Annotated in this window: 26 protein-coding genes and 4 tRNA genes; 19 read left to right on the forward strand and 11 right to left on the reverse strand. The window is 49.2% G+C overall.

Annotation, left to right across the window (positions count from 1 at the left end; translation table 11 throughout):
- Positions 1-135: 135 nt before the first annotated feature.
- Positions 136-828 carry a hypothetical protein gene (locus XMD530_RS10920; RefSeq protein ID WP_173507139.1) on the forward strand — a complete coding sequence of 231 codons (693 nt, stop codon included), beginning with the start codon at positions 136-138 and terminating at the stop codon, positions 826-828.
- On the opposite strand, the gene XMD530_RS10925 is transcribed toward XMD530_RS10920, so the two are convergent.
- Positions 825-1,805 (reverse strand): hypothetical protein, encoded by a 981-nt coding sequence (locus XMD530_RS10925; protein WP_173483550.1) that lies wholly within the window; start codon positions 1,803-1,805, stop codon positions 825-827. The genes XMD530_RS10920 and XMD530_RS10925 overlap by 4 nt on opposite strands.
- The gene (locus tag XMD530_RS10930) at positions 1,805-2,650 is read right to left on the reverse strand and encodes an alpha/beta fold hydrolase (RefSeq protein WP_173484566.1); all 846 of its coding nucleotides are present in this window, start codon (positions 2,648-2,650) and stop codon (positions 1,805-1,807) included. The genes XMD530_RS10925 and XMD530_RS10930 overlap by 1 nt, the downstream gene beginning before the upstream one ends.
- Positions 2,651-2,789: 139 nt before the next feature.
- On the opposite strand from XMD530_RS10930, the gene XMD530_RS10935 reads away from it, so the two are divergent.
- The 10 genes from XMD530_RS10935 (at position 2,790) to greB (ending at position 13,749) form a co-directional block, all read left to right on the forward strand.
- Positions 2,790-4,025 (forward strand): HlyD family efflux transporter periplasmic adaptor subunit, encoded by a 1,236-nt coding sequence (locus XMD530_RS10935; protein WP_173507140.1) that lies wholly within the window; start codon positions 2,790-2,792, stop codon positions 4,023-4,025.
- Complete coding sequence (locus tag XMD530_RS10940; protein ID WP_173507141.1) at positions 4,022-7,165, forward strand: efflux RND transporter permease subunit; 3,144 nt, start codon at positions 4,022-4,024, stop codon at positions 7,163-7,165. Before XMD530_RS10935 ends, XMD530_RS10940 begins: the two co-directional genes overlap by 4 nt.
- A gap of 116 nt (positions 7,166-7,281) precedes the next feature.
- A complete protein-coding gene (gene dapC, locus XMD530_RS10945) occupies positions 7,282-8,481 on the forward strand; it encodes a succinyldiaminopimelate transaminase (protein WP_173498546.1) in 1,200 nt (399 codons plus the stop codon).
- Between the two features lie 8 nt (positions 8,482-8,489).
- Positions 8,490-8,831 (forward strand): arsenate reductase, encoded by a 342-nt coding sequence (locus tag XMD530_RS10950; RefSeq protein WP_254445557.1) that lies wholly within the window; start codon positions 8,490-8,492, stop codon positions 8,829-8,831.
- 15 nt (positions 8,832-8,846) lie between these two features.
- Positions 8,847-9,878 carry a 2,3,4,5-tetrahydropyridine-2,6-dicarboxylate N-succinyltransferase gene (dapD, locus tag XMD530_RS10955; protein WP_173480660.1) on the forward strand — a complete coding sequence of 344 codons (1,032 nt, stop codon included), beginning with the start codon at positions 8,847-8,849 and terminating at the stop codon, positions 9,876-9,878.
- A gap of 26 nt (positions 9,879-9,904) precedes the next feature.
- On the forward strand, positions 9,905-11,047 hold the full coding sequence (dapE, locus tag XMD530_RS10960; protein ID WP_173480659.1) for a succinyl-diaminopimelate desuccinylase: 1,143 nt from the start codon (positions 9,905-9,907) through the stop codon (positions 11,045-11,047).
- Position 11,048: 1 nt separating this feature from the next.
- A complete protein-coding gene (locus XMD530_RS10965) occupies positions 11,049-11,858 on the forward strand; it encodes a putative RNA methyltransferase (RefSeq protein WP_173505624.1) in 810 nt (269 codons plus the stop codon).
- Positions 11,859-11,897: 39 nt separating this feature from the next.
- The gene (locus tag XMD530_RS10970; RefSeq protein WP_173480657.1) at positions 11,898-12,281 is read left to right on the forward strand and encodes a hypothetical protein; all 384 of its coding nucleotides are present in this window, start codon (positions 11,898-11,900) and stop codon (positions 12,279-12,281) included.
- A complete protein-coding gene (locus tag XMD530_RS10975) occupies positions 12,266-13,249 on the forward strand; it encodes a zinc transporter ZntB (protein ID WP_173484572.1) in 984 nt (327 codons plus the stop codon). The genes XMD530_RS10970 and XMD530_RS10975 overlap by 16 nt, the downstream gene beginning before the upstream one ends.
- Positions 13,249-13,749, forward strand: a complete 501-nt coding sequence (greB, locus tag XMD530_RS10980) for a transcription elongation factor GreB (RefSeq protein WP_173480655.1) — start codon at positions 13,249-13,251, stop codon at positions 13,747-13,749. The genes XMD530_RS10975 and greB overlap by 1 nt, the downstream gene beginning before the upstream one ends.
- Positions 13,750-13,756: 7 nt before the next feature.
- Here greB and XMD530_RS10985 read toward each other — a convergent pair.
- The 4 genes from XMD530_RS10985 to XMD530_RS11000 all read right to left on the reverse strand — a co-directional run bounded on the left by XMD530_RS10985 (position 13,757) and on the right by XMD530_RS11000 (position 14,136).
- A tRNA-Lys gene (locus XMD530_RS10985) sits at positions 13,757-13,832 on the reverse strand.
- Positions 13,833-13,860: 28 nt separating this feature from the next.
- Positions 13,861-13,936 (reverse strand) — tRNA-Lys (locus tag XMD530_RS10990).
- Between the two features lie 16 nt (positions 13,937-13,952).
- Positions 13,953-14,028 (reverse strand) — tRNA-Asn (locus XMD530_RS10995).
- A 20-nt stretch (positions 14,029-14,048) separates the two neighbouring features.
- A tRNA-Ser gene (locus XMD530_RS11000) sits at positions 14,049-14,136 on the reverse strand.
- A 250-nt stretch (positions 14,137-14,386) separates the two neighbouring features.
- Between XMD530_RS11000 and XMD530_RS11005 the strand changes: the two genes are divergently transcribed.
- Entirely contained in the window at positions 14,387-15,157 is a 771-nt protein-coding gene (locus XMD530_RS11005; RefSeq protein ID WP_173495059.1) for a class II aldolase/adducin family protein, read from the forward strand.
- Between the two features lie 17 nt (positions 15,158-15,174).
- Positions 15,175-16,350: a mandelate racemase/muconate lactonizing enzyme family protein gene (locus XMD530_RS11010; protein WP_173507142.1), complete on the forward strand. Its 1,176-nt coding sequence runs from the start codon at positions 15,175-15,177 to the stop codon at positions 16,348-16,350.
- Positions 16,351-16,362: 12 nt separating this feature from the next.
- Here XMD530_RS11010 and XMD530_RS11015 read toward each other — a convergent pair whose 3' ends face one another.
- Together XMD530_RS11015 and XMD530_RS11020 are read right to left on the reverse strand one after the other, a co-directional pair.
- Positions 16,363-17,226: an amidohydrolase gene (locus XMD530_RS11015; RefSeq protein ID WP_173484575.1), complete on the reverse strand. Its 864-nt coding sequence runs from the start codon at positions 17,224-17,226 to the stop codon at positions 16,363-16,365.
- The gene (locus tag XMD530_RS11020; RefSeq protein WP_173495058.1) at positions 17,226-17,948 is read right to left on the reverse strand and encodes an SDR family NAD(P)-dependent oxidoreductase; all 723 of its coding nucleotides are present in this window, start codon (positions 17,946-17,948) and stop codon (positions 17,226-17,228) included. Before XMD530_RS11020 ends, XMD530_RS11015 begins: the two co-directional genes overlap by 1 nt.
- Positions 17,949-18,091: 143 nt before the next feature.
- Between XMD530_RS11020 and XMD530_RS11025 the strand changes: the two genes are divergently transcribed.
- Genes XMD530_RS11025 through XMD530_RS11035 form a run of 3 tightly spaced genes read left to right on the forward strand, consistent with a single transcriptional unit; the run spans position 18,092 to position 21,406 of the window.
- Positions 18,092-19,537: a DUF1800 family protein gene (locus XMD530_RS11025; protein WP_173505627.1), complete on the forward strand. Its 1,446-nt coding sequence runs from the start codon at positions 18,092-18,094 to the stop codon at positions 19,535-19,537.
- A 1-nt stretch (position 19,538) separates the two neighbouring features.
- Positions 19,539-20,663 (forward strand): DUF1501 domain-containing protein, encoded by a 1,125-nt coding sequence (locus XMD530_RS11030; protein ID WP_173495056.1) that lies wholly within the window; start codon positions 19,539-19,541, stop codon positions 20,661-20,663.
- Entirely contained in the window at positions 20,660-21,406 is a 747-nt protein-coding gene (locus XMD530_RS11035) for a hypothetical protein (RefSeq protein ID WP_173495055.1), read from the forward strand. The genes XMD530_RS11030 and XMD530_RS11035 overlap by 4 nt, the downstream gene beginning before the upstream one ends.
- Before the next feature lie 52 nt (positions 21,407-21,458).
- On the opposite strand, the gene XMD530_RS11040 is transcribed toward XMD530_RS11035, so the two are convergent.
- Complete coding sequence (locus tag XMD530_RS11040) at positions 21,459-22,193, reverse strand: glutathione peroxidase (protein WP_173507143.1); 735 nt, start codon at positions 22,191-22,193, stop codon at positions 21,459-21,461.
- A 182-nt stretch (positions 22,194-22,375) separates the two neighbouring features.
- On the opposite strand from XMD530_RS11040, the gene XMD530_RS11045 reads away from it, so the two are divergent.
- The 3 genes from XMD530_RS11045 to XMD530_RS11055 are packed head-to-tail and all read left to right on the forward strand — an operon-like array spanning position 22,376 to position 25,087.
- On the forward strand, positions 22,376-23,728 hold the full coding sequence (locus XMD530_RS11045; RefSeq protein ID WP_371731499.1) for a DEAD/DEAH box helicase: 1,353 nt from the start codon (positions 22,376-22,378) through the stop codon (positions 23,726-23,728).
- Complete coding sequence (locus XMD530_RS11050) at positions 23,728-24,516, forward strand: class III extradiol ring-cleavage dioxygenase (RefSeq protein ID WP_173507144.1); 789 nt, start codon at positions 23,728-23,730, stop codon at positions 24,514-24,516. The genes XMD530_RS11045 and XMD530_RS11050 overlap by 1 nt, the downstream gene beginning before the upstream one ends.
- A complete protein-coding gene (locus XMD530_RS11055; RefSeq protein ID WP_173483586.1) occupies positions 24,506-25,087 on the forward strand; it encodes a hypothetical protein in 582 nt (193 codons plus the stop codon). The genes XMD530_RS11050 and XMD530_RS11055 overlap by 11 nt, the downstream gene beginning before the upstream one ends.
- Positions 25,088-25,100: 13 nt before the next feature.
- On the opposite strand, the gene XMD530_RS11060 is transcribed toward XMD530_RS11055, so the two are convergent.
- Positions 25,101-25,844 carry a molybdopterin-synthase adenylyltransferase MoeB gene (locus XMD530_RS11060; protein WP_173480647.1) on the reverse strand — a complete coding sequence of 248 codons (744 nt, stop codon included), beginning with the start codon at positions 25,842-25,844 and terminating at the stop codon, positions 25,101-25,103.
- Entirely contained in the window at positions 25,844-26,668 is an 825-nt protein-coding gene (prmC, locus tag XMD530_RS11065) for a peptide chain release factor N(5)-glutamine methyltransferase (protein ID WP_173480646.1), read from the reverse strand. Before prmC ends, XMD530_RS11060 begins: the two co-directional genes overlap by 1 nt.
- Positions 26,669-26,670: the final 2 nt, after the last annotated feature.

Raw genomic sequence — 26,670 nt, forward strand, 5'->3', positions numbered from 1 at the left:
TTGCTAATGGCTAGACCATTAGCGGCGAAAAGCGCCTTGTATCTGCAAATATCAGGCCTCGCTGAGATACTATGTACTTGTTCGTAGATTCCCTAAACATATTATTACCGGTATCTGATCAGGATCCCAGCTCAAATGGCTAGAACTGCACAAATAGTGACGCTCATCATGGCACTCGCTCTTAACGGCTGTGTCGGTGTTCAAAACAAAGAGCTTCGCCTGCAGAACCTCGCCAAGTCTGAAGTCGATATGATCGTCGATCAACACATAAAGACGATCAACGCGATGAGTCGTGAACTCACCATCAAACTCTACAAACGCAACCCGCGCGAACTCAAAAAAGCGGCCGCTGGTACAACCGTTGAGACGCGCCTGAAACAGCTTTTAAGTTACCCAAGGCCCATCAGTCATCGAGAACTAAATAACCTCTACGGAGTTGATGCGCTCAAACTGGCTTTTGATGAGGAGTATCAAGGGGACCGAGTCTTCGCTCTAATGGTGGCTATCACAGGTATGGTTCACGCCTCATACAACTACCGTGAAGAGTTCTTTATGCTCAACGAAATCGATTCGCAAAAGCTATATAACTCAGCACGTAATTTAGAGAAGATCGCTTGGCAACTGCACAACTTCAAAACATCGAGTGGCGAACTGTTCATTCTGACTGACAGCATGAATGAGGGAGTCATCAACCTCAGCTACGAGCGACTCTTCGGGAAGATGATTGCCACTCAGGATATGCTCGCTGAGATTGTTGCGCAGACGACGGACCGAACCATCAATCGAATTGTGCTAAGCGTCGCTACAGCTCCCTTTCTGCCCATTTAAGGCAGTATAATCTTCTCAATCTTGTGGTTGGCATTCAGCGCTAACGTAATGTCCGCTCGTGTTGGAATCTCATCGAGCATCCAACGCGTCAATCGCTCATAGTGCGCTATGAAACGTGTAATCTCAGTGCCATCCATAATCCGCAATGGGTCTGCAGGAGCTATTTCGTCATACAGCAATGAGGCTCGATCTTTGAGTTTCTGCTCTTGGACCGTACGCCAATCGTACACCGCCTGCATGTTGGGCACTTTGAGCATGACGAGCATATCTAAAAAGCTGAACAGCTCTTGATAAGAGGTTGCCAGCTGTTGATTGACATAATGTCGCCAGATACCCTCAGGGTCTTCGAGGGTTTCAAGCTCATTAACAGGTGCAGCGAGCGACTCTTCAGGCTCGGCGATACCACCGACACACCATCCATCAAAAATAATGACATCCGCTGAACCATGCCATTCATGCCACATCTGTTCTGGCACACGCTCATCGGTCGATTTATCAAAAATTGGGATCCGAGTAAGGTCGTCTGGCCCCGCGTGCTTGAGTCGATTTAATAGCTCTATACCCAAATCGACATCATGGGTACCAGGCACTCCACGTGTCTTTAAAAGAGGGTGAACGGACTGTGCCAACGCGTCCCTCTCAGCACGCGTCAGATAGAGATCATCAATCGAAAAACCCGTCACCTTTAACCCAAAACCCTCGGTGAGAATCACCTCTAGGAGGTTATAAAGTGTCGCTTTTCCCGCCCCTTGTGCACCATTAATTCCGACAACCAAAGGGGAACCCGGCATTAGTCGATCCAATATAGAGCAAGCAACGGGCACGTAGATCTGCTCAAACAGCTCATTCAAACCAAGATCGACATCTAAAGACTCGACGGTCGGCGCAAATGCTCGAGTGACCGCATCAAGCGCCTTCGCTCTCATCTCTGGGGAACCAGGCAGCCTATGTTTAGGCCAGGTCACTATGCTGCCCATCAGGCATCACTCCTTTTAAGAAACTCTGTAATTGCTTGGACCTCAAAGGGCGTCATTAGAGGCGGCGCGTGTCCAAGACCCTGTAACTGCAACAACTCCAAATCGGGCTTGTGTTCAAGCATTGCATCCACAATCTCTTGCGTCAGCAAGTCAGATGCGGTGCCGTGAATCAGCATCTGCGGGCACTCTATCACTTGCCATAATGGCATAAGATCAATGTCTTCGTTAGAACCCAAGCGAACGTTAGTGGCAATGGCTGGGTCATAGTGAAGATGCAGGCCATCATCAGCCTGTCGTGAACCATATTGAGCCACTCGCTGCCATTGCACTTCGGATAAATCGCGAAAACTGGGGTAAGTGCGTTTGATGTGATCAATAAGCGCCTGTTGATCGGTAAACAGAGGATCTTTAACGTAGGCTGCAATGCGCTGCAGAGACGCTTTGGGTATGTGACAACCCACGTCGTTCAGAACAAGTTTTTCAATATTGGCTAGCTTCAGGCTTGCGGCAGCCATAGCCAGAATCCCACCAAGGGAGGTACCCACCCAATGGACAGGCCGGTTATCTACAGCGTTCAACACCGCACTGATAGCCGGCAGATAGCTCTCTGGACTGTACTGCTCAGGTTGTTTCAACCAATCACTCTGACCACGTCCAGGCAGATCAATAGCAATACAAAGAAAATCATCCCTTAGCGCTTCGATCAACTCATCAAAATCACGACTACGGCCTAACAGTCCGTGAACACAAAACAACACTTTTTTTGCCAAAGGAGAACCACTCTGCCAATAAGCGACACGATAGCCGTCACCGTCCAAATGATAGGTAGTCGATTTTAATTCCATGAAATCTCAAACGCTGGGTAAAGTTTTGTAAAATCTTGCCTGATCTCATTGAAACGGTCCAGTTTCGCTGTGCGAACGTAGATCTCAAGCGGTATACTTACTGACAATTTAATTTAACTTTGTAGGGAGAAAAGCCTCCGTGAAACGGTTACTGAAATGGCTTCTACCAATCATCATTCTTGGCATCGCTATTGCTGGATTCATCTCGTTAAAATCAAGCAAACCCAAAATGCCACCCAAACCGATCACGGAACGATCTTGGAGCGTTAATGCAATTGCCGCGTCACCTCAATCGATCGCGCCAGAGATTGAGCTCTATGCTGAAGTTGAAAACCCCCGCCAAGTGGTTCTGCGCGCCTCGATTGCTGCCGATGTTCAATCGGTTGAAGTGCGTGAAGGGGCAACGATTAAACAGGGTGATCTACTGATTCAACTCGATACCCGCGACATCGATCTTCAAATCGCTCAACAGCGAGCCCAAATCGATGCTCTAAAAGCACAACTGTCGGCAGAACTGCTTCGTTTTGAAACCGATAAAAAGGCCTTGGCGATTGAAGAAGAGATGCTGGTGATTGCGCAACGCTCTCAACAGCGCCAACTTAACTTATCAGGTAAAAAACTCGCCAGCCAAGAGCAGCTTGATACCGCTGAGATGAACACCCAACAACGTCAATTGAGCCTTGTAACTCGCAAGCAGTCTTTGGCGGACCACCCCAACCGCGTTGCGCAACTCAGAGCATCGATTGCCCAGTCACAGGCTCAATTAGATAAATCTCTGCTTGATCGTGAACGTGCTTTCGTAAAAGCACCTTTCGATGGTCGTGCAACCAAAATTTCAATTGCCGTCGGTGACCGCCTAAGAGCCAATGATGCGCTTGCCTCTGTCTATCCGAACTCAGATCTTGAAGTTCGTGCTCAACTACCTAGCCGTGCGCTAGCACTTATTAAGAGTCAATCGTCACTCGCTGACCTTGAGGCTGTCGCAAAGATTGATGGTCAGCAGTTCGAACTTGAACTTGATCGTCTCAGTGCCGAAGTTGCGACTGGATCGACCGGTGTGGATGGCCTGTTCCGTTTTGTCGATTCTGACTACCTACCCGAGCCTGGTCGCACCATCAGCGTTGCACTGACGCTACCAGAGCTGAATGATGTCATCGCACTGCCGCCAGTGGCGCTTTACGGCACGGATCGCATCTATCGTGTCACCGACTCTCGACTCGAAGCGGTCACAGTCAACCACCTCGGTTATCGAACTAACTCAGATGAGAAGCGTGAGATTTTGATCAAAAGCGATCAGCTCAACGCCGGTGATAAAATCATTACAACCCAGCTACCCAACGCGGTCAGCGGCATGTTGGTTGAGGTGAAACAGTGAGTCAGGCTACCGGTCTAAAAGGGTTTGTCAGCCTATTTACGACCCACCGGGTTGCGGCAAACCTGTTAATGATATTGATGTTGGCAGCCGGTCTTTTGGGCCTTAACCGTCTTAACATCCAGTTCTTCCCAACCTTTGAGCTCGATATTATCAACATAACCGTTCCCTGGAGCGGTGCCAGTGCTGAGGATGTGCAGACCTCTATCGTGGTTCCTGTAGAGGAGGAGCTTCGTGCGCTTGAGGGGATCAAAAAGCTCTCGGCCATTTCACGTGATGGCAGCGCCGTTTTTCGTCTAGAGATTGAAGATGGTACCGATGTAGATTACACCCTATCAGAGGCAAAGCAGAAGATGGATGCTGCACGTTCAGCACTGCCTTCTGATGCAGAAGACGCTGTTGTACAGCTACTGACGCGATACGACAACATTGCTGATCTTATCGTCACCAGTGATCGCGCCTCTCTTGAAGAGCTAAGAACTCTCGCGCGCACCTACGAGCAGCAACTTCTTCAGAGTGGCATTCGTAAAATCGATTTTACCGGCATGCCTGAGCAAGAAATTGCTATCCAATTCAGTCCAGACAACCTTAATCAACTAGGCCTTACGCTGAGCGATATTTCGGGATTAATTCGCCAACGCTCAGTTGACCTACCTGCTGGCGTTGCAGCACAGGATGATGGCGCTCGAAGAATTCGCAGTTTAGGCCAACAACGCGATGTTACCGGCTTTGAAGAGCTACCTCTGATCACTGCAGGCCAAGGCAAACTGGTTCGCCTTGGCGATATCGCGTTGATCGAGCAGCGTGACAAAGAGGATCAAGTACGCCTCTACCATGAAGGTAACCCAGCAATTGTTCTAAGCCTGAAACGAACGGAATCAGAGAACAGCTTAAAGACGGCCAATCTGTTTAACACTTGGCTGGAAGAGACCCGCCCTACTCTGCCAGAAGGCGTTGAACTGCTGACCTACAATGAGCAGTGGACACTGATCAAAGACCGTATCGATCTTCTTATCGAAAACGGTGCGAGCGGCTTGGTTCTAGTTGTCTTGATTCTATTCCTCTTCCTAAACGGCCGTGTCGCGTTCTGGGTGACCATTGGTATTCCAACTTCCTTTATGGCGACCCTAGCGGTGCTCTACTTAGTAGGCGGCTCGATCAATATGATTTCGCTGTTTGCACTGATCATGGCTCTGGGCATCATTGTCGATGATGCGATTGTCGTTGGTGAAGATACCCTCGCACATGCTCAGATGGGAGAGAGCTCTCGACGTGCCGCTGTTGGTGGCGCGCTTCGAATGCTCGCTCCTGTGACCGCCTCATCGATGACCACCATCGCGGCCTTTCTGCCACTGATGATGATCGGCGGTATCATTGGCAACATTCTGTTTGATATCCCGCTGGTGATCATCTGCGTCATCATCGCCTCGCTGGTTGAGAGCTTCTTGGTGTTACCAGGCCACCTCCACCACTCATTAGCACGAGGGGATGCAGCCCACCCATCGAAAATCCGAATCAAGCTGGATAATGGGTTTAACTACTTCCGAGACCGCATCTTCAGACGTTTCGTTGAAACGGCAATCAACTATCGTTGGGCATCCATTGCAACCGGTGTCGGTGTACTGATCTTTGCTGTGGGCCTACTTCTCGGTGGTCGAATTCAATTCACCTTTTTCCCAAGTACCGACCAAGACACCTTCTCGATCAACACTCAGTTTGTCTCTGGTACCAGTGGTGATCAGGTCAGTGAGTTTCTCTTCTACATCGAAGATCAACTTCACAAAACAGATCAAGAGCTGGGTGGTGGCATTCTTAAGTTCGCGCTTATTCGCCAAAACATCTCCCAACCATCACGTAATGCGTCGCCTAAACGCGGTGATATTTATGGGTCGATTCAGGTCGAGCTTACCCCAGGGGACAACCGAGAGGTCTCGACTAAAGCCTTTACAAGAGCTCTGCGCAAAAACATTGAGCAACCTGCCGGCCTAGAGCGCTTATCGATCGATGTCGATCGAGGTGGCCCTCCAGGTAAACCGGTTGAAGTTCAACTCACCGGCAGCAATATCAACCTGTTGAAACAAGCCTCACTTGAGCTCCAAGAGAAGCTGAAGGTTTATAACGGGCTCAGTAATATCGATGATGACCTCCCGTTTGGTACTTCTCAGCTAATCTACACCCTGACTCCGGCTGGTGAAGCGGCAGGTTTAAGACTTGAGCAGGTTGGACGTCAGTTAAGAGCTGCCTTTGATGGCCAAGAGGTACAGAGCTACTTTGAGGGCCGTGATGAGATCAGTGTGCGCGTTCAGATGCTCGATGAGCAGAAGAATCAACTAAGCTCGCTCAGTCAGCTACCGATCGTGTTACCGGATGGCCGAGTGACACCGGTATCCAACGTCGTCAACTTCACCGCACGTCAGGGTTTCGATTCACTTCAACGTATCGATGGTCTTCTGTCGATCAACGTATCGGCTGACCTTGATGAGAGCGCCAACAATGCCAATGAGATCATCGCTGACCTGCAACAGAAGGTGATGCCTGAGATCCTTGGTAAGTATGGAGTTGATTCGAGCTTTGAGGGTAAAAACCGTGATCAACGCGAAACCCTGGGTGATATGAAAACCGGCCTAGTCATTGCATTGGTGCTGATCTACGTGATTCTGGCTTGGGTATTTGGTTCCTACAGCTGGCCAATCACGATCATGCTGACCATTCCGCTTGGATTAACCGGCGCCCTATTGGGACACTGGGTGTTAGGACTGGATCTGACCATCCTGTCACTGTTTGGCTTCTTCGGTCTTTCCGGGATCGTGATCAATGACTCAATCGTCTTGGTGACGTTCTACAAGAAGTTACGTGAACAGGGTATGGCGATTAAAGAGGCGGCTATTGAAGCCTCCTGCCAGCGCCTGCGTGCCGTGCTGCTAACATCACTAACAACCATTGGCGGCCTGACACCCATCCTATTTGAAACCTCCATTCAAGCTCAGTTCTTGATCCCAATGGCGGCTGCCATCGTATTTGGATTAGGTTATGGCACCTTGTTAATACTGGTTGTGGTTCCATCCCTGCTGACACTGATCGAAGGGGGTCGGGAGAAGCTAGGAATGAAACCGATCAGCTCTTACTCGGTCGATACACCTTAAAGCAAATTACGACCTGTGTTCTAAGGCGGCGATCCATTTATTGGATCGCCGCCTTACGTTATACTGTCGCACCCATTTTTAATGACTAGAGCGCTTGGTCGCTTGAGACACTGTTTATGAATCGAGATCTTTCGTTACTACAGCCTTATCCTTTTGAAAAACTGGCAAAGCTATTGGGCGGTCTAAGACCACCTCAAGAGATGGAGCACATCTCATTGGGCATCGGTGAACCGAAACACCCTGCCCCTGAGTGTGTGACTAAGGTGTTAAACGAAACCGTCGATCTTGTTGCAAACTACCCAACGACCAAAGGCAGTGCCGAGCTTCGCGATACGATTGCCGCTTGGGCCACACGACGCTTCAAACTGAAGAGCGATAGCCTAACTGGAGAGCAGAACGTGCTACCGGTAATGGGTACTCGTGAAGCGATCTTTGCTTTCACTCAGTGTGCAGTCGATCGCAAACCAGGGGCTTTGGTACTATCACCAGATCCCTTCTACCAGATCTATGAAGGGGCCGCTTACCTAGCGGGAGCAGAGCCTTACTTCTTACCCACTTTGGCTGAAAATGGGTTTATTCCAGATTACGACTCGATCACTGATGATATTTGGGAACGTTGTGAGCTGCTATTTATCTGTTCACCCAACAACCCAAGCGGTTCAGTCCACTCTGCAGAGACCATCAAAAAGCTGATTGCGCTAGCGGATAAATTCAACTTTATCCTAGCCTCTGATGAGTGCTATTCCGAGATCTATTTTGACGAAGCGAACCCACCCGTAGGTCTCCTAGAGGTCTGTGCGCAACTTGGCCGTCACGATTACAAAAATTGTGTCGTATTCCACAGTCTCTCAAAACGTTCCAACCTGCCTGGACTTCGCTCAGGTTTTATCGCCGGTGATGCCGCTCTAATCAAGCCGTTCCTGTTGTTCCGCACCTACCATGGATGTGCGATGCCACTTCAGGTTCAGAAAGGCTCCATTGCTGCTTGGAATGATGAGACTCACGTCCAAGATAACCGTGAACAGTACCGTCAGAAATTTGCGGCCGTTCTTGAGATTCTTGCACCGGTTATGGATGTCAAAATGCCGGATGCTAGCTTCTACCTTTGGGCGAAGACACCGATCGATGACGACGCTTTTACCGCAGGACTGTTTGAACAACAAAACCTAACAGTGCTACCCGGTCGTTACCTATCGCGTGAAACCGATGCAGGTCTCTACCCTGGTGCCGGTTATGTTCGTATGGCACTGGTAGCAACGGTTGAAGAGTGTGTCGAAGCGGCTTGGCGAATTCGCCGTTACATCGAGTCGCTGTAAGGATGGCTATGAACCTTTACGGCATTCCAAACTGCGACACGGTAAAAAAAGCGCGCAAGTGGCTCACTGATCAGGGTGTGGAGTTTACCTTCATCGACTTTAAAAAGAGCCCACCCACCGTTGAACAGATTAAGCAGTGGGTTGACGCGGCCGGTATTGAGGTTGTCCTAAACAAACGCGGTACAACCTGGCGCAAGTTGGACGATGCCACAAAAGCGATTACAGATGAGTCTGTATTGATCAATTTGATGAGCGAACAGCCCAGCATGATCAAACGCCCAATTTTTGAATTCAATGGTCAGATTGAGGTCGGTTTTACCCCTGATACTCAATCGGCATTAACGATTTAACACGAGGATATAGAGATGACTAATTTTGCATTTGGCCTAGGTGTAGGTACTAAATCAGCGGCTGGCGACTTGCTAGAGGTCTACTACAACCAACCACTGCTTAATGCAGACTCAGCACTGGTTAATGCTGCAGGTAAAGCCGTGGGTTACACCGGTGGCAACGCTGCGATCGAGGTAGATGCCGCTCAGCTAAAAGCTCTAGAGGCTGCATTTTTGAGCGTTGGCGCTGAAGATCAAGCCGAGATTGTCGAGGTTCTTGAAGGAACCGCACAGCCCGTCATCTTGACAATCCTTGAATCTGACGATGCACCAACGACCACGGCTGAAGTCTACCTTAAGCTGTCATTGATCTCGCACCGTCTCGTTAAGCCTCACGGCCAGAACCTAACCGGTATCTTTGGTCTGCTACCGAACATCGCCTGGACGAACGAAGGTCCAATCGCGGTCGATGAGCTCTCTAAGCGCCAGCTAGCCGCTCGTGCACAGGGTCGCATGCTTCACGTTCACTCAGTCGACAAGTTCCCACAGATGGCGAACTACGTTGTGCCAACGGGTGTTCGTATCGGTGCCGCATCTCGAATCCGCCTAGGTGCTCACGTAGGTGAAGGCACCACTGTTATGCACGAAGGCTTCATCAACTTCAACGCAGGCACTATGGGTGTCAGCATGGTTGAAGGTCGTATCTCTGCCGGCGTCGTCGTAGGAAACGGCTCAGACCTAGGCGGTGGTTGTTCGACTATGGGCACTCTCTCTGGCGGCAACAATGTCATCATCTCTGTTGGTGAGAACGCACTGCTAGGTGCCAATGCAGGTCTAGGCATTCCACTAGGGGATCGCTGCACACTGGAAGCGGGCCTCTATGTAACAGGCGGCTCGAAAGTGACCATTCTTGATGACCAAAACAACGAAGTAACCACGGTTAAAGCGTCTGAACTGGCTGGCAAGTCGGATCTACTGTTCCGTCGTAACTCACAAAACGGCCGTATCGAAGTTAAAACAAACAAGTCAGCAATTGAGTTGAATGAAGAGCTACACGCTCACAACTAATCCTGAAAGACAAAGGTAGATAGAAGATGACTCAGCGCTCCGCCACTCTCGAACTTGCTTGCGATCTAATCAGCCGCCCTTCTGTTACCCCAGAGGACGCAGGTTGCCAAGCAATGATGTGTGAGCGCCTTGAAGCGCTGGGCTTCACTATCGATCATATGCCGTTTGAAGAGGTGACCAACTTCTGGGCACGTCGAAACCAAGAGGGTCCTGTACTCTGTTTCGCAGGACACACTGATGTTGTGCCAACCGGCCCTATTGAGCGCTGGAAAACTCCACCCTTTGAACCGACCATCATTGATGGTCAGCTGCACGGGCGCGGCGCGGCTGATATGAAAGGCAGTATCGCTGCCTTTATGACGGCACTGGATCGATTCGTTGCTAAACATCCGGATCATAAAGGCTCTATCGCTCTTCTGATCACCAGTGATGAAGAGGGTCCCTACGTCAATGGCACAACGCGAGTCATTGATACCTTGGAAGCTCGCAACGAGAAGATCACCTGGGCAATTGTGGGCGAGCCATCGAGCACAACCTTGGTTGGCGATGTCATCAAGAACGGTCGTCGCGGATCGCTTGGCGCCACCCTGAAAGTGAAAGGGGTTCAAGGCCATGTCGCCTACCCTCATCTGGTGCGCAACCCCATTCACGAATTCGCGCCAGCATTAGCCGAACTGTCACAAACTGAGTGGGATCAGGGCAACGACTTCTTCCCACCCACCAGTTTTCAAGTCTCTAATATCAACGCAGGCACCGGTGCGACCAACGTTGTACCTGGCGAAGTCGAAGTGAAGTTTAATTTTCGTTTCTCAACCGAGGTGACTGACACTGAACTGCGAACGCGTGTTGAATCGATTCTAGAGAAGCACAATGTTGAGTATGAGATTGAGTGGAACCTATCGGGTCAGCCTTTCCTTACGGCAGCCGGTGATCTAGTCGATGCGGCTCGTGATGCCATTCGATCGGTCACAGGTCGAGAGACCGAACTATCGACCAGCGGTGGTACATCAGACGGTCGCTTTATCGCTCCGACAGGTGCACAGGTGGTTGAGCTAGGCCCTGTTAATGCCACCATTCATAAGATCGATGAAAACGTCTCTGTCGCCGATCTAGACACCCTCTCCGAGATTTATGAACAGGTCATGATCAACCTGTTGACTGACGCCTAACATGGAGCTGATCTGCCCTGTCTGTCAGGAGCGACTATCACTCAACGAGCAAAAGAAAACGCTCCGATGTGATAACAATCACAGCTTTGATCGAGCCAAACAAGGCTACTGGAACCTGCTTTTAGTGCAAAACAAACGCAGTAAGGATCCTGGTGACAACCCCGAGATGATTGCTGCGCGAAGTGACTTCTTGAATGCCGGCTATTACGCCCCAGTCTCAGACACTTTGAACGAACTAGCTCGGCAATATACTGACACCCACCCAAGCGTTATCGATTTAGGCTGCGGCGAAGGCTACTACACCCTCGCACTGCAAAACACCTTAGATCAGGCCGAGATTCTAGGCTTAGATATTTCCAAACACGCCATCAAAGCGGCCTGCAAACGCTCGAAGTCAATCACCTGGGTGGTTGGATCATCAGCTAACATCCCAACAGAGAATCACAGCTTAGATCTCGCTGTCATCGTATTCAGCCGCATACTCGGCGAGCCTATCGCAAACGCCCTGAAAGAAGATGGACACTTAATCATTGCCTATCCAGGCGAGCGCCACCTCTACTCACTGCGCGAAGCGATCTACGATGAGGTGCGAGAAACCGACTCTTCACCCGAAAGCGCTTTAGGTACACAGTTCGAACGCATTGATGAGCGACGTGTTCATTTTGAGATTGAACTCACCTCACGCGACGCACTGCATAACCTATTTATGATGACCCCCCACGGCCAACGCGCAGCAAAACAGCTGGCTGATTATCAACAATTCACGACCGAAGTGGATATTCATCTCGCAGTTTTCAAGAAAAGCGCCTAAATTACCCCTATACCCTGTCATTCGCGTTAAGGAACAGTGATGAGCGAGCAACGCCACCCCGACATCGAGGTCTACGTCAAAGAGCGCACAGCCCAACAGATCCTAGAGTGGGTCCAAACACTCGGCACCCTGACAACCGATAAGAGCACTAAAGAGTCGATAAAATCTAAGCTCCTCATCGGCGATGTTGAAATCCCCGTTTTGATTCAACAGCGTGTTATCGGTAAAGCGTGGAGCTCTGTTTGGTTTGATAGCAGCGAGACACCCTGGGCAACCGATCTCGAATGTGCGCATCAAATCGCGAAAGAGATGGAGACTCAAACTCGCTGTATCGCCTCCGGCTGGCAAGAGGGAGATGAGCCCGATGAGTGGTATAAAGTCCACCAGGGGGTCGAGGAGAAAATTGTATGGAATACGAACTAAAACAGCCTGCACTACTCCACGCTCTTTTGCTAGATGGTCAGGGCGGTGCTATTGCACTGAATTCTGAACAGATCTCTCAGCGGAGTGAGCTTGACGGTGAAGTTTGGATACATTTGGACTACACCGAAAAAGAGAGCCACACCTGGCTAGAGGAGCACTCAGGTCTATCGCAATCAGCGATCGATACCCTTCTAGCTGATAAGGTTCGTCCAAGAACAACCAGACTCGATGATGAACTGCTCATCGCATTGCGAGGGGTCAACTTAAACGTCAATTCTGACCCTGAAGACATGGTCTCTATACGCCTTCTTCTTAAACAGAATTGTCTCATCACGACACGCAAGCGTCGCCTACAATCTGTGACACAACTGGTTGAACAGCTCCAACAGGGCAAAGGTCCACACACCCTCTCGGATCTGATCACAGAGTTGGCAGACGGCCTGACAGAACGTATTGGTCGTTTAGTAGAAGAGTTAGATGTGCGGCTTGAGTCCCTTGAAGAGCAACTGGAGCAACAGGGCTCAAAGAGCCTGCGTGAACCGCTAGCCGAGATGCGTACGACTAACGCTCGACTCAAACGTTATTTAGGCCCACAAAAAGAGGCTCTGACACAATTGATAGCCTCTAAGAGCACTCTTCTCAATGACGATCATCGCGCCTCGCTGTTTGAGACGAATGACCACCTCACTCGTCATATAGAAGATCTAGACATGTTGCGAGAACGCGCAGGTGCGGCACAAGATAGCATCATGGCCCAGCTGTCAGAGCAACTGAATGAGCGTCTATACCTTCTCGCCATCATCTCCGGACTCTTTCTACCCTTAGGATTTTTAACCGGTCTACTCGGAGTAAATCTTGGTGGTATACCCGGTGCTGACAACAGTTCAGCGTTTTTCATTTTCCTAGCGGCTCTATCGGGTACGACCGGCTTACTGGTCTACCTACTTAAGCGCAAAGGCTGGCTCTAGTGGGCCGTTGGCGACCCCCTGCAGAGAAGAGCTCCCCCTACATTACCAAAGAGGGGTATGAGCGCTTGAATGCAGAGCTTAAACATCTTTGGAAGGTCCGACGTCCTGAGGTCACACAAGCCCTCAAAGAGGCTGCTGCAGAGGGCGATCGCTCAGAGAATGCCGAGTACATCTATCGTAAAAAAGAGCTCAGAGAGATCGATAGGCGCGTTCGATACCTCGCTAAACGTATGGATCACTTTAAAGTGGTCGAGCATCTACCAGAGCAACGCGATACCGTCTTCTTTGGTGCTTGGGTGACCCTAGTTGATGAAGAGGATAACGAGATTGAGTACCGAATTGTCGGAGCCGATGAGATCAACCCTAAACTAGGTTACATCAGCGTTGACGCCCCACTGTCGAAAAAACTGCTAAAGCGTCAACTGGGCGAAGAGATAGAACACAATACACCAGACGGAAGAACACTCTGGTATGAGATATTGGCGATACGATATGAGTAGCAAGAAATGGTGGGTCGTATAGGATTCGAACCTATGACCAATTGATTAAAAGTCAACTGCTCTACCAACTGAGCTAACGACCCTGAACAGGTAATGTGAGATTTGTGAGAATGGTGGGTCGTATAGGATTCGAACCTATGACCAATTGATTAAAAGTCAACTGCTCTACCAACTGAGCTAACGACCCACTCCAAATCTCGGTTTGGCTCCTCGAGCTGGACTCGAACCAGCGACCAATAGATTAACAGTCTACTGCTCTACCAACTGAGCTATCGAGGAATAAACCTTGGACATCCTAATGGCGGAGGGACAGGGATTCGAACCCTGGGAGCCTCTCGACTCGTCGGTTTTCAAGACCGGTGCTTTCGACCACTCAGCCATCCCTCCGTTAGGATGGGCGCAGATGTTACCGTCCTCAGTTTTTCTGTCAACCATTAGCCACAAAAAATTCACAAAAAAGTGAAAAAAAGTTCTTTTTTGATCACCCAATGATCAGTTTGTTCAAGGATTGATCAGACAAGCGACATAAATCGGAAATCTTCCAACAAACGCCTTAGCGAATTGTGATGAATGTCAGTACTTGCAGCGACCGCCCTGTGATAGGATTCGACTAACAATTTCTACATTGAGTAACGCTATGTACAACATTCCTAAGGTCAATCTTCGGGGCAAAGTATCTGATATCGAGTGGCAAACACGCATCGATTTAGCTGCAGCCTACCGACTGGTCGTACTGCATGGTTGGGATGATCTTATCTATACCCACATCTCGGCACGTATCCCCGGTACCGAAGAGCTACTGATCAACCCGTTCGGCCTACGATTCGATGAGGTAACCGCTTCCAATCTGGTCAAGATCGACATTGATGGCAATAAAATCGATCCGGACTTTCCGTATGACATTAACCCTGCGGGTTTTACCATTCATAGCGCGGTGCACCTCGCACGCCACGAAGACCAGTGCTCATTTCACCTGCATCACCCTGATCTGATTGCGGTTGCGACTCGCAAAGAGGGACTACTGCCATTAAGTCAGTACTCAGCCTTTGCGTTAGCCAGCATCGCTTACCACGAGTATGAAGGTCTGGCGGTTAATCCAGAGGAGATCAAGCGTCTACAGGATGATCTTGGCAACGCTAACTTCTTCATGCTGCGAAATCATGGTGCACTGACAATGGGCAAAACCATTGGCGACGCTTTCATGCACATGTACGACCTGATTATGGCCTGTGAAGTGCAGGTCAAAATGCAGCATAACGCGACTGATATTGTTCCTGTTCCACAAAGCGTGATCGATGGCATCAAAGCCCAGGCCAATGTCGTACACACTGGAACAACGGGTGGCCAAAAAGCTTGGCCAGCGATGCTACGAAAAGTTAAACAAGCTTACCCAGAATTTGATCAATAATTATTAGAGTTTAAGCAATGAAAATCACCGAAGTAGAGATTTTTGATATTCACTGTCCAGAGCGTCCACCCTGGAACCCTGTCTTTGTCCGCATTCATACCGATGAAGGCATTCACGGCCTCGGTGAAGCGGGCCTCGCCTACGACTGGGGACACAGTGCAGCGGCCGCAATGATTAAAGAGATCGCCGAAGCGGTTCTGATCGGCTTTGATCCGTTTAAGACAGAGCTTTTATGGTCACGCATGCTACGTGAGAGCTTCTGGGGACTTGGTGGAGGCCCTGTTCTATATTCGGCGATGAGTGCCATCGACACAGCACTGTGGGATATCAAAGGTAAAGCACTCGGACTCCCTGTCTACCAAATGTTAGGTGGCAAGACCAATGACAACCTGCGCACCTATGCCAGCCAACTGCAGTTCGACTGGGATAAAGATTGCACCAAGATGCTAACGCCTGCTGATTACGCCCGTGCAGCCTCAAAGGCGATGGCAGAAGGCTACGATGCCGTTAAAGTCGATCCGATCGTCTACGATGCTAACGGTGATTCAAGCTTTGACCGCACCAAGCTCTTTACACCTGCGCAGATGAAGTTGTTTGGGGATCGACTGCGTGCCATTCGTAACGAAGTCGGTGACGAAGTCGACATTATCTTCGAATCACACTCTTTAATGGGTGCCGCATCGGCCATCCAAATGGGTAAAGTGATCGAAGAGGTGGGCTGCATGATGTACGAAGAGCCTGTGAACTACCTCAACTCTAAAGTGCACAAAAAAGTATCCGAGGGTGTTAACGTGCCCATCGCAGGGGGTGAACGGCTATATCACCGCTGGGATGTTCGTCAGTACTTTGAAGATCAATCGATCGACGTGCTTCAACCTGACGTCGGCCTTTGTGGCGGCTTCACTGAAGCTAAGAAGGTGTGTGACTACGCCGATGTCTACGACATTCGCATTCAAGCCCACGTGTGTGGTGGACCCGTAGCAACCGCCGCGTCACTGCAACTGGAAGCAGCGATACCTAACTTCCTAATACATGAGCACCATACCTATGCCATCAAGTCTTGGAACCGCGAACTCTGTATTCAGGATTATCAGCCAGTGAACGGCAAGTTCAGCGTACCGGATCTTCCAGGCATCGGTATTGAGCTAAATGATGAGATTGTCTACCGCTCACCCAACGTGAAGGTTAAATAATCCCGGAAGAAGCTAGAAACGGTAGATCTCACGCGCGTTGAGATCTACCAACCGCTCTAAATCCAATCCCGATTTACGCACAGATTCAACAACCAACAACCAATAGGCCTCATAGCTCATAGAGAGGGTTATCAGCGGGAAATTAGACGCCACCATCACCCTACTCTGACCAAAAAGAGTCACAAGCTGCTCAAGCGTCTGTTGAAGTGTCTGTGCAGTAAATGCTCTATCCAACATCTCGAACCCTGAACACTTAACGTACAGGTTTGGCAGCTCAGCAAGCTTCGTTAAACCGGTTAGCCAATGGTGCTTTTGCTCGCTAGAGAACGCGGCTGAACCAAAGCCTTGGTGATTCAAAACCACCGTCAGATTAGGTAGCTGTTTGAAAAGCACTACGACCTTATCGACAGCCACTTCATCCGTAGCATCAAATTGCAGCTCAAAGAGCAGTCCGGCCGACTCTAGGATTTTAAGATTAGACAGGGTGTTAGGGTGGCTAATGATCAAATCTAACTGATCATCAAAGATATGACGCACCCCCACCATGGATGAGCGCTCGGTTAGCTCTGAAATAGCGTTTCTGAACTCAGACTGTGAACGACAAAGATCTACACAGCCTATCGTTCGAACAGGGAGGCTGGCCTGTGATTCAATCCAATCGATCTCAAGCCAGGATTGATCATTACTAAAACCCGCTTCAATGTGTGTATAACCCGCCAAGCGCATTGGTTCAGATAGACGTATATCTGACTCAGTAAAATTACGAAGCAAGGCTGATTTATCAGGCCAATTAGGCCCTTGATTAGGCTGAAGCCAACCATACTCACCCTGTGAAAGATTAAACAGATGCAGGTGCGGATCAGTAATATTGATCATTAGCGTGCAGTGTATCCACCATCAATCGGCAGCATGGCACCGGTGACAAAACCCGCCTCATCACTGGCCAAGTAAGCCACCATCGCGGCCACCTCATTAGGTTGTCCAATGCGCCCGATAGGCTGCTCATTGGCCTCTGCCTGATGCACCTCATTGAGATCTGAACCCGAGCGAGCACAATAGGCCTCGACCGCTTTAGTGTAGAGCGGCGTCTCTATCGTACCTGGGCAGACAATATTGGAGCGGATATTAAACTGGGCGTAATCGATTGCAGTGGTTTTGGCGAGTGAAGCCAGAGCGTGCTTAGTCATGTTGTAAGCACAAGAGTTCGACTTAGCCACTGACGATTGATCTGAACCGATAAAAATGATCGAACCGCCCTGCTCCTTCATGTGCGGAACAGAAGCCTGCACCAGGGAGAAGGCGCCCTTCACGTTCAGATCAAACATCGCAACGAAATCCGCTTCGCTCGTCTGTTCAATATTAGCTGATAGATGACGCCCCGCATTCGATACGACCACATCGATGCCGTATTGATCGGCAATCTGATCAACCGCGTTTGTTACCGCTTGATGATCCGTCACATCACAGATCAACGTCTCGCCAACGGAGCCTTCACTGATGTCGAGGTTAAAGACCCTATCGCCCAGCTCAGCAAAGCGCTCAGCAATCGCCAAACCTATCCCCGAAGCACCACCTGTAATCACAACTGTTCGCTGCATAACTCACCTATCTAGACTGAACAAGCATTGTAACCATCAGTCGTCTGACCCGTCTATTAGGCTAGAGTGAGTAATAGTTTTTTTCGACTTTTATTTCTCAGAAAATGTACTAATCTAAAGTTTCATTAAAAGAGCGATCGACTATGTCTGCCAAGTCACCAGAACTAAACTACACAATGCGGGTCGGGCTTATCCCTCGCCTCGGCAACTCAATTCCCAACGACCCCGTTAATTGGGCAATTGATCAACTGAGTTATAACAAACCACTTAAATCGCCGGCTGCTAATCGGAGTACAGATCCAGTCTATGAAGAGTGGCCTGCTCATTTAGATCCAGGATTAAAAGAGCGCTTAATCAATGTATGGCGTTGGGACGAAGCAAGGGAGTCACTTCGAAAACAGCATGCAAATGAGGAGCGACTTTTAAGGCAAAAGTTGGATGAGGCTCAATTCAAGTATGACCTAAGGTGGTTTGATGCAGCTAAATTTAACCACTATGGAGCATACGGTGAAGACCCCGTTAGACAGCGTCTTGGGCACTTCTGGTTCAACCATTTCACCATTGGCTCGTACGACTCTTTTTACACAGCCGGTGATTTTTACGAGCATCGTATTCTAAAAAATTTGAACGGTAGCTTTGCTGATCTACTCTACGAAGCAACCACGCACTACTCGATGCTACGCTATCTCGACAATGTCGATAACGTTTCACCCAATTCTGAGCAGGGACGTCATCGAAGGCAGAAGGGCAAACAGGTCGGACTCAATGACAATTTAGCTCGTGAGATCATGGAGCTTCATAGCTGCTCTCCTGCTCAGGGTTACACCGAAGAGGACATTCACAACGCAGCAAGAATACTGGCCGGATGGGGAGACTATGCTTTTAATCCACGCTGGGCCTATCAAGATTGGAAAAGTGCAGATTACCCGTACATTCGAAAGCGTGCCGATACCGGTACCAAAGTGGTAATGGGTAAAAAATATGGTCGTGGCAGCTCTGCACTTAAAGAGTTTACCAATGACCTTGCCGCACTGGATAAAACGCGAGAATACATATGCCACAAACTTGCACTGCACTTCATCAGTGACAATCCCAGTAAAAAGGTCACACAAGCCCTAGAAAGTAGCTGGAAAAACTCCAATGGCAACTTACTCGCAGTTCATACAACACTTTTAGAGCTCGCCTGGAGTGAGGGAGAAAACAAAGTCCTGTGGCCAAGCCATTGGCTATTCAACATAGTAAGAGCCGCTGATGCACACTATTTTGATAGTCACCAAGACATTACCTCTTGGCAGATGGGGCGTGAGGTGGTTAAGCCGATGCGGGAGCTCGGCAACAGTTTTTGGGAAGAGCGTCAGCCCAATGGCTTCCCTCTCAAATCTAGAGAGTGGATAAGCCTAGAGCACCTTGATAGGCGTGTGCGATTTGCTCAATCCGTCTGGAACAGAGCTTTTGTTACCGCCAAACCTGAAGAGATTATGGATCACCTACAGGTTCCTCTGAGCTACCAATCAAAGGTGATGGAATTTGGTCAGGGGCATGAGCAATTCATTGCATTAACTGTGAACCGCTGGATGATGGAGGTGTAATTTGAAACGTAGAGACTTTTTGAAATTATCAGGCGGTTCATTAGCACTTGCGTCTGTTCCAACCTGGGCACGCTCCAACAACCCAAATCGACGCTTAGTTGTCTTCTTCTTAGAGGGTGGTCTAGATGGCCTAAGTGCATTGATACCCAAAGCGGAAGGTGCACTGGAGAGCCACAGGGAATCGTTGTTACCTACCTCACTTCTAGATCTCAATAGTCACTGGGCATTGGACCCATCGCTTCGAAACACGCACAAACTGATGCTGAGTCAGGACATACTTGGAGTCCATGCAACCAATTTCCCTTACACCAAACGTTCCCATTTTGAGGGACAAAACTTCATACAGGGCGCTGGCAAAGCTCCTTTTACAGAGAGTACTGGCTGGATAGGTCGAGGCTTAGATTTAGTCAACTACGGTGGACGGGCGATGAGCTTGGACACCCCTCTTCTACTCAGAGGAACGACTAGCATCGACAACTACTATCCGGCTCATGTAAAGGGTGCCTACAACCCCTCTTCCGATCTCTTAAAAAGAATTCACTCAGGTCTATCAGAGCAGTGGCAAACCACCAATGAAAAACTGATTGCTAGGGTGACTAAAAACACTTACCAATCCAATGATCGAAGTCCGAATGCATTAGCGCGAGAAGCCGGCAAAGCACTATCACAAAAGGATGGCCCCATCGCCGCAATGATTCGACTAGGGGGGTATGACACTCATGCAGGACAAGGATCTCGTTTAGGATCTAAGCTAACTGAGCTAGATCTATGCATCAGTTCATTAAAAGATTCACTCGGTGAGGCTTGGGATAACACGACATTTATTACTCTCACCGAGTTTGGCCGAACCGTCAAAGTGAATGGCAGCAGCGGCTCTGACCATGGCTACGGCACCTGTATGTTTATTGGGGGTGGCGCTGTTAATGGTGGTGCGGTATTGGCTGACTGGCCCGGATTGGCAAAGAGTGACCTATTTGAGCGACGCGACCTGATGGCTACTTTGGATTCACGAAGTCTGTGTGCAGCTGCACTAGAGCACACACTTGGCCTTGAGCACGACGAAATCGCGGAACGCGTATTTTTTGAGCCAAACCTAAAACGAGTTACTGACAGGATATATCTATGAAGCTAGCTTATCTGGCGGTCGTTACCGCTATGCTGGCAGGGTGTCAGTCAGCACCACAAAAACCCAATGGAACCGGTTCTGTTGAACGAATTAACATTGAGTCACAAACCTATCAAGAGGGAATGCACCGATACCCAGTCGATGCCGAGTTTTTAAAACCTAAGCTGAGCATTGCACAACAGCAGTTAGCGAAACGAGAGGCTGAAAAAGAGCGAAATCGCAAACGCAATTTAGAAATGGCCGAGGATGTTCAACTAGCCTCTAAATTTTATGCCGAGAAAGATGGCTGGTTCACATGGGTTACAGATCAAAAGCAATTCATAGCTGCTCCCAATCTAAAATCCAAACCGATGCGACTTTTGATGGCGGATGGCAGAGAACAGATCGTTAAAGGACAACTCGGCAACAGACAAATCGAAGCCCGCGCAAAGGTGATTCATTTTGGGGTATTAACAGACCGAAGCGTCATGTTGATTATTGCCCCGATTAATAGCACTCCGGGCTCTGAAACCAGCATATCTATATTCAATGATGCAGTTGCAGCCTGTGGAACCGCACTGCCTTACGCCTTTGGAGATATTCACTTTATCTCCAAAACCACAAACCCTGCTGTAGCTGCTAAACAGGCATGCATCGTAGAAAAAACGCAGCATGATCGATTCTTAAGAGTTTTCTACAACAACGCACTCTCTATCGAGCAACAGGTTGAAGGGGCTGAGTTGGAGTTGGGACTCTCCTCATAAAAAACAGCCACTCAGCTCTGATGAGCTGAGTGGCTAGCAAAGAGTAAGACAGTTAACGATTAGCCAACCAAGCCTCTAGATCGTCAGCTCCACCGACTCGCTGACCATCAATGAATACCTGCGGTGTTGTTCCCTGACCAGTTACAGCGGCTAGTGTCGAGTAACTTAGTCCTTTCGCACCTAGGTTGATCTCTTCGTAGCTGAAACCAGCCTCACTCAATGCTTTCTTAGCACGCGTACAGTGCGGGCATCCTGGTTTGGTAAACACAGTGACGCGTTTAGGCTGCTCCGCATTGGCGTTGATGTAGTTCAACATTGTGTCGGCATCGGACACTTGGAGTGGGTCACCTGGCACATCCGGTTCGATGAACATCTTCTCAATGACGCCATCTTTAACCAGCATCGAGTAGCGCCAGCTGCGCTTACCAAAGCCAAGATCCGCTTTATCAACCAACATACCCATGCCGTCGGTAAACTCGCCATTACCATCAGGAAGCATGTAGATATTCTCTGCACCCTGATCACCAGCCCAGGCATCCATCACAAATGGATCATTCACTGATAGGCAGATGATGCTATCCACACCCTCTTTGGCGAAGACAGGAGCCAATTCGTTATAGCGAGGCAAATGGGTGCTTGAACAGGTCGGTGTAAATGCTCCGGGTAATGCAAACACAATGACCGTTTTACCCTTAAAAAGATCATCTGTAGTGACTTTAGCCCACTCGTTACTTTCACGAATTGGAAATGTAACCTGTGGGACTGTTTGTCCTTCTCGATTCATCATGGCTTGACTCCTTTTATGTAAAGCTCGTTCGTTTCGATAGATTTAGAATATGAGAAATAGATATTTTAATAAAATTAATTAAAACTAATCACTTCATATTTAAAACCTATAGCAACAATAAATAGAGAGCCCTGTTGCCTAATCTGATAGAATCGCGCCATTCATTTATGTAGGAACTTTGCGTGTTTAGCGAACTCGATATCAGTGATCGTATCTTAAAAGCGATCGACCAAATGGGCATTACTCAACCCACCCCAGTGCAACAGGAGAGCATCCCTGTCGCGTTAGAAGGTAAAGACCTTCTGGTTGGTGCAGAAACAGGCAGCGGTAAAACACTCGCTTTTGTTGTGCCACTGCTACAAAAGCTGCTCGACACGCCTAAACCTCGCTCGGGCACACGCGGACTGATTCTGACCCCTACACGAGAGCTGGCTGAACAGGTCGAAAACATGTGTGCAGAGCTAGCGGCATTTACACAAATTCAGGTTCAGAGCGTGTGTGGCGGTGAAAACTGGTCAAACCAGGTCGCTCGTCTACGTAAAAACCCAGAAATTTTAGTAGGCACACCAGGTCGTTTGAAAGAGCACCTTGAGCGCAACACCCTCGATTTTGATGATCTTGAGTACCTTGTTCTTGATGAAGCCGATCGCATGCTCGACATGGGCTTTAAAGATGAGATGAGCTTTATTATTGATGCCTGCCCTGCACAGCGTCAGACGCTTCTGCTCTCTGCAACGCTCAACCACAGCAAACTGCAAAGCCTCATCAATGTTGGTCTTAAAGAGCCAGTTCGATTGCAGCTTGCGACTGCACAAGATGCTGTTGAGACGATCACACAGCAGATGATCCTAGCTGATCACCCTGGTCACAAAGAGAAGATACTACTTTGGCTGCTAGATAACGAAGAGCATGAGAAAGGGATTATCTTCTGTAATACCCGTGCCTTTGCAGAGCAGCTTGGTACTAAATTACAACGTGAAGGTCGTCGCATTGGCATTCTTCATGGCGAGATGGAGCAGCCCGAGCGTAAGCGTATTCTGCAGCTATTCAGAGATGGCCGCATCAACCACCTAATCGCAACCGATGTTGCAGCACGTGGATTGGACATTGAAGGTGTCGACCTCGTCATCAACTTTGATATGGCGCGTAAGGGTGATGAGTACGTTCACCGTATCGGCCGCAGTGGTCGACAGGGTCGCAAAGGCTTGGCTATCAACCTGATCATGTCGAACGAGTGGAACCTATCCGCGACCATCCAGCGCTACCTTAAAGTGACGTTTGAGATGCGATCCATTGCGGGACTGAAAGGTCACTACAAGGGGCCTGAAAAAGTTCGTAAGAACGGCCGCGCAGCGGGTACTAAAAAGCGCAAAGAGTCTGATAAACGTAAGAGCAGCGATAAGCCTAAGGTTAAACAGCGCGCTCGCGATAAGAAGGATATCGGCAAGCGTCGTCAACCAGCAGCTGCTGCATTAGGCGATGGCAATGCACCAATGATGCGCCGTAAGACAACGGGACTGGATCCAAACGACTGATGAAACAAGCACTACCCTCTTTCTATTTGAGCCACGGCTCACCGCTTGATGCATTAGTGTTCGGGGAATCTGAACAACAGCGCCTTGATGAGCTAGCAAAATACCCGCAACCCAAAGCGATACTCATCATGTCGCCACACTGGTTTACTGGCGGGATTAAACTGACCTCATCACTCCAGCCTGAAACCATTCATGACTTTTACGGTTTCCCTGATGAGCTGTTTGCCATTCAATACCCTGCCAAAGGGGATTTAGAGTTGGCGATTTATGCCCAGTCACTACTCACCTTTGCCGGTTATGAAGTGGAGTTGGATGCACAACGCGGCTTAGATCACGGAGTCTGGGCCCCGCTTAGACATCTCTATCAAGACGCAGATGTTCCGGTTGTAGCACTCTCGATGCCAAGAACGAGCACGCCTGAATCACTCTACAAGATGGGGTATGCACTGCGTTCCTTAAGACAAGAGGGAGTGCTCGTCATTGGATCCGGCAGCACAACCCACAATCTAAGAGATGTTCGCCAACCTGGGCAGCCTGAGTACGTAAGCATGTTTACCGACTGGCTAAAAACTCGACTGGAAAAACGTGAACTGGCCACTCTACTGAACTACCGTTCAGTGGCCCCTTATGCACAAGCCGCCCACCCCACTGATGAACACCTTATCCCGCTCTACTTTGCACTGGGTGCGGCCGGTGATGAGTGGGTCAATCTGAAACATATGAACGACGAAGTCCGACACAGCGCTATCGCCATGGACTCTTGGATGTTTGGCATCAATGCTGAGTAAGTTGTTTAAATCAAACATCGATAAACTCAAAAAGGCTCTTCTCAAAGAGGATCTCAAAGGCTTTAGGGAGATCCTAAACAGAGTCGACCCTGCTGATCTATCAGCTGCATCCACACAGCTCATTGAAGCGGCGATTCACGAGTCCGCACCTGACTATCTAGAGTCACTTCTGCAGAAGCTGCAGATCTCTGATACTGAAAAATTGCTCAATTACGGGCTATTAGCCTGCACCACTGAACAGCCGATCAAGACCCTAAGAGTGTTACTAAGAGAGGGGTTAAATCGCATCTCCAACCAGCAAATCAATCAGCTGAGTAGGTTTATTGTAAACAATAGGGAGAGTGATCGAATGGCCCTGCTCAGCCTAGTGTCACAACATGGCTGTGACCTCAACGGTGCGACTGAAGCGATTGTGTTCGCAATTAAAAATGAAGATAGAGAGCTGATGAAGTTTTTGATTGAGTCCGGTGTCAGACTGAACGAGCAACAGTTAACAGAAGCCTCTGAAACCTTTCAAAGCTACGCCAGCCGCATTGTAGCTGACAAAACATTGAGAGACAGTTGGCTTTAAATCCCACTAAGATTTAACCACAGACCTCACAAGTTGCTCGCTTAGATAACTTCAACGTTTGAAATTGCATCGTCTTGGCATCAATAAGCAGCAACCGCCCTTCTAAAACCTCGCCGATGCTAGCCAACACTTTGAGTGCTTCCGCTGCTTGAATCGTACCGACCATACCAACAAGAGGCGCAAACACGCCAGAGGTTGAACAGTTTTGATCAACATTGGCATCCGCAGGATAGAGGCACTGATAGCAAGGTGTTTCAGGGTGGCGAGGATCATAAACACTGACCTGCCCTTCAAAACGAATCGCAGCACCTGAGACCAGCGGCTTACCGGCCTCAAAACAGGCTCGATTCAGTGCATGGCGGGTTTGGAAGTTATCGGTACAATCAACGACCAGATCCACACTGCTGACGGTGCGTTGCAACAACTCACCATCTAATCGATCAGTGATCACGCTGGCCTGGGTATTGGGATTGATCTCAGCAATCTGCGCTTGGGCCGACTCTACTTTAAACTCACCCAATCGTTGATGCGTATGGATCACCTGACGCTGAAGGTTGCTTAGCTCGACTCGATCATCATCAGCCAGTACCAACTCACCCACACCTGCCGAAGCCAAATAGAGTGCAACTGGGCTGCCTAATCCACCCAAGCCAACGATCAACACTTTGGCGTTTAACCAAGCCTCTTGACCGGCCGCGTCGACTTCCGGCAACAGAAGGTGTCGGCTGTATTGCAATAACTGTTCATCATTTAACATCAGACTCTCCAACAACCACCGGTAATTCTGGGATTACCCCCATAATCTTGCCGTGTTTCAACCTGTTCAAATCCAACCTGTTTAAGTTTATTGGCCACCTGCTCCGCTTGATCATAGCCATGCTCTAGTAGCAACCAGCCATCACCCTTCAAATAGGCTGGAGCTATCTCAATAATATAGAAGAGATCGGCTAGCCCTTCATCCTCGGCAGTCAATGCCGTTAGGGGTTCAAAGCGGACATCACCCTGCTCTAAATGAGTATCTTTAGGATCAATATAGGGTGGATTTGAAACGATTAAATCGTACTGACCGGCCAAAGGTTCAAACCAAGAACCGGATAGCACCGTTAAATTAGAGGCGCCTAAACGAACTGCGTTTCGTCTTGCCAACTCAGCGGCCTCTGCAACGAACTCCACAGCACTCACTTGCCATGCAGGGTTTTCCAGCGCCAACGCGATGGCGATAGCACCCGTTCCTGTACCTAGGTCGACTGCAGATGCTTTCGAATTGAGAGGCAACTCAAGGGCCCACTCAACCAAGGTTTCGGTATCAGGACGAGGAATTAACGTGTGTTGATTGACCTCTAGATCAAACGACCAGAAGCCACGACGTCCCGTTAAGTGAGCGACAGGAGTGCCCTGTGACCGTTTAACTAGGAGTGAATCAAACTGGCTAAGCTGCTCTGCTGTCAGCTCTTTTTCCGGCCAAGTTCTAAGATAACTGGGGTCTTTTTGAAGGACAAAGCAGAGTAGATGTTCTACATCGACGCGAGCAGAGTCTGATTTCAGCTCTGCCGATTTCGCTAGGGCCTCGTCGATGCGCATCA

The organism is Marinobacterium sp. xm-d-530 (assembly GCF_013283365.1).
Classification (GTDB): domain Bacteria; phylum Pseudomonadota; class Gammaproteobacteria; order Pseudomonadales; family Balneatricaceae; genus Marinobacterium_E.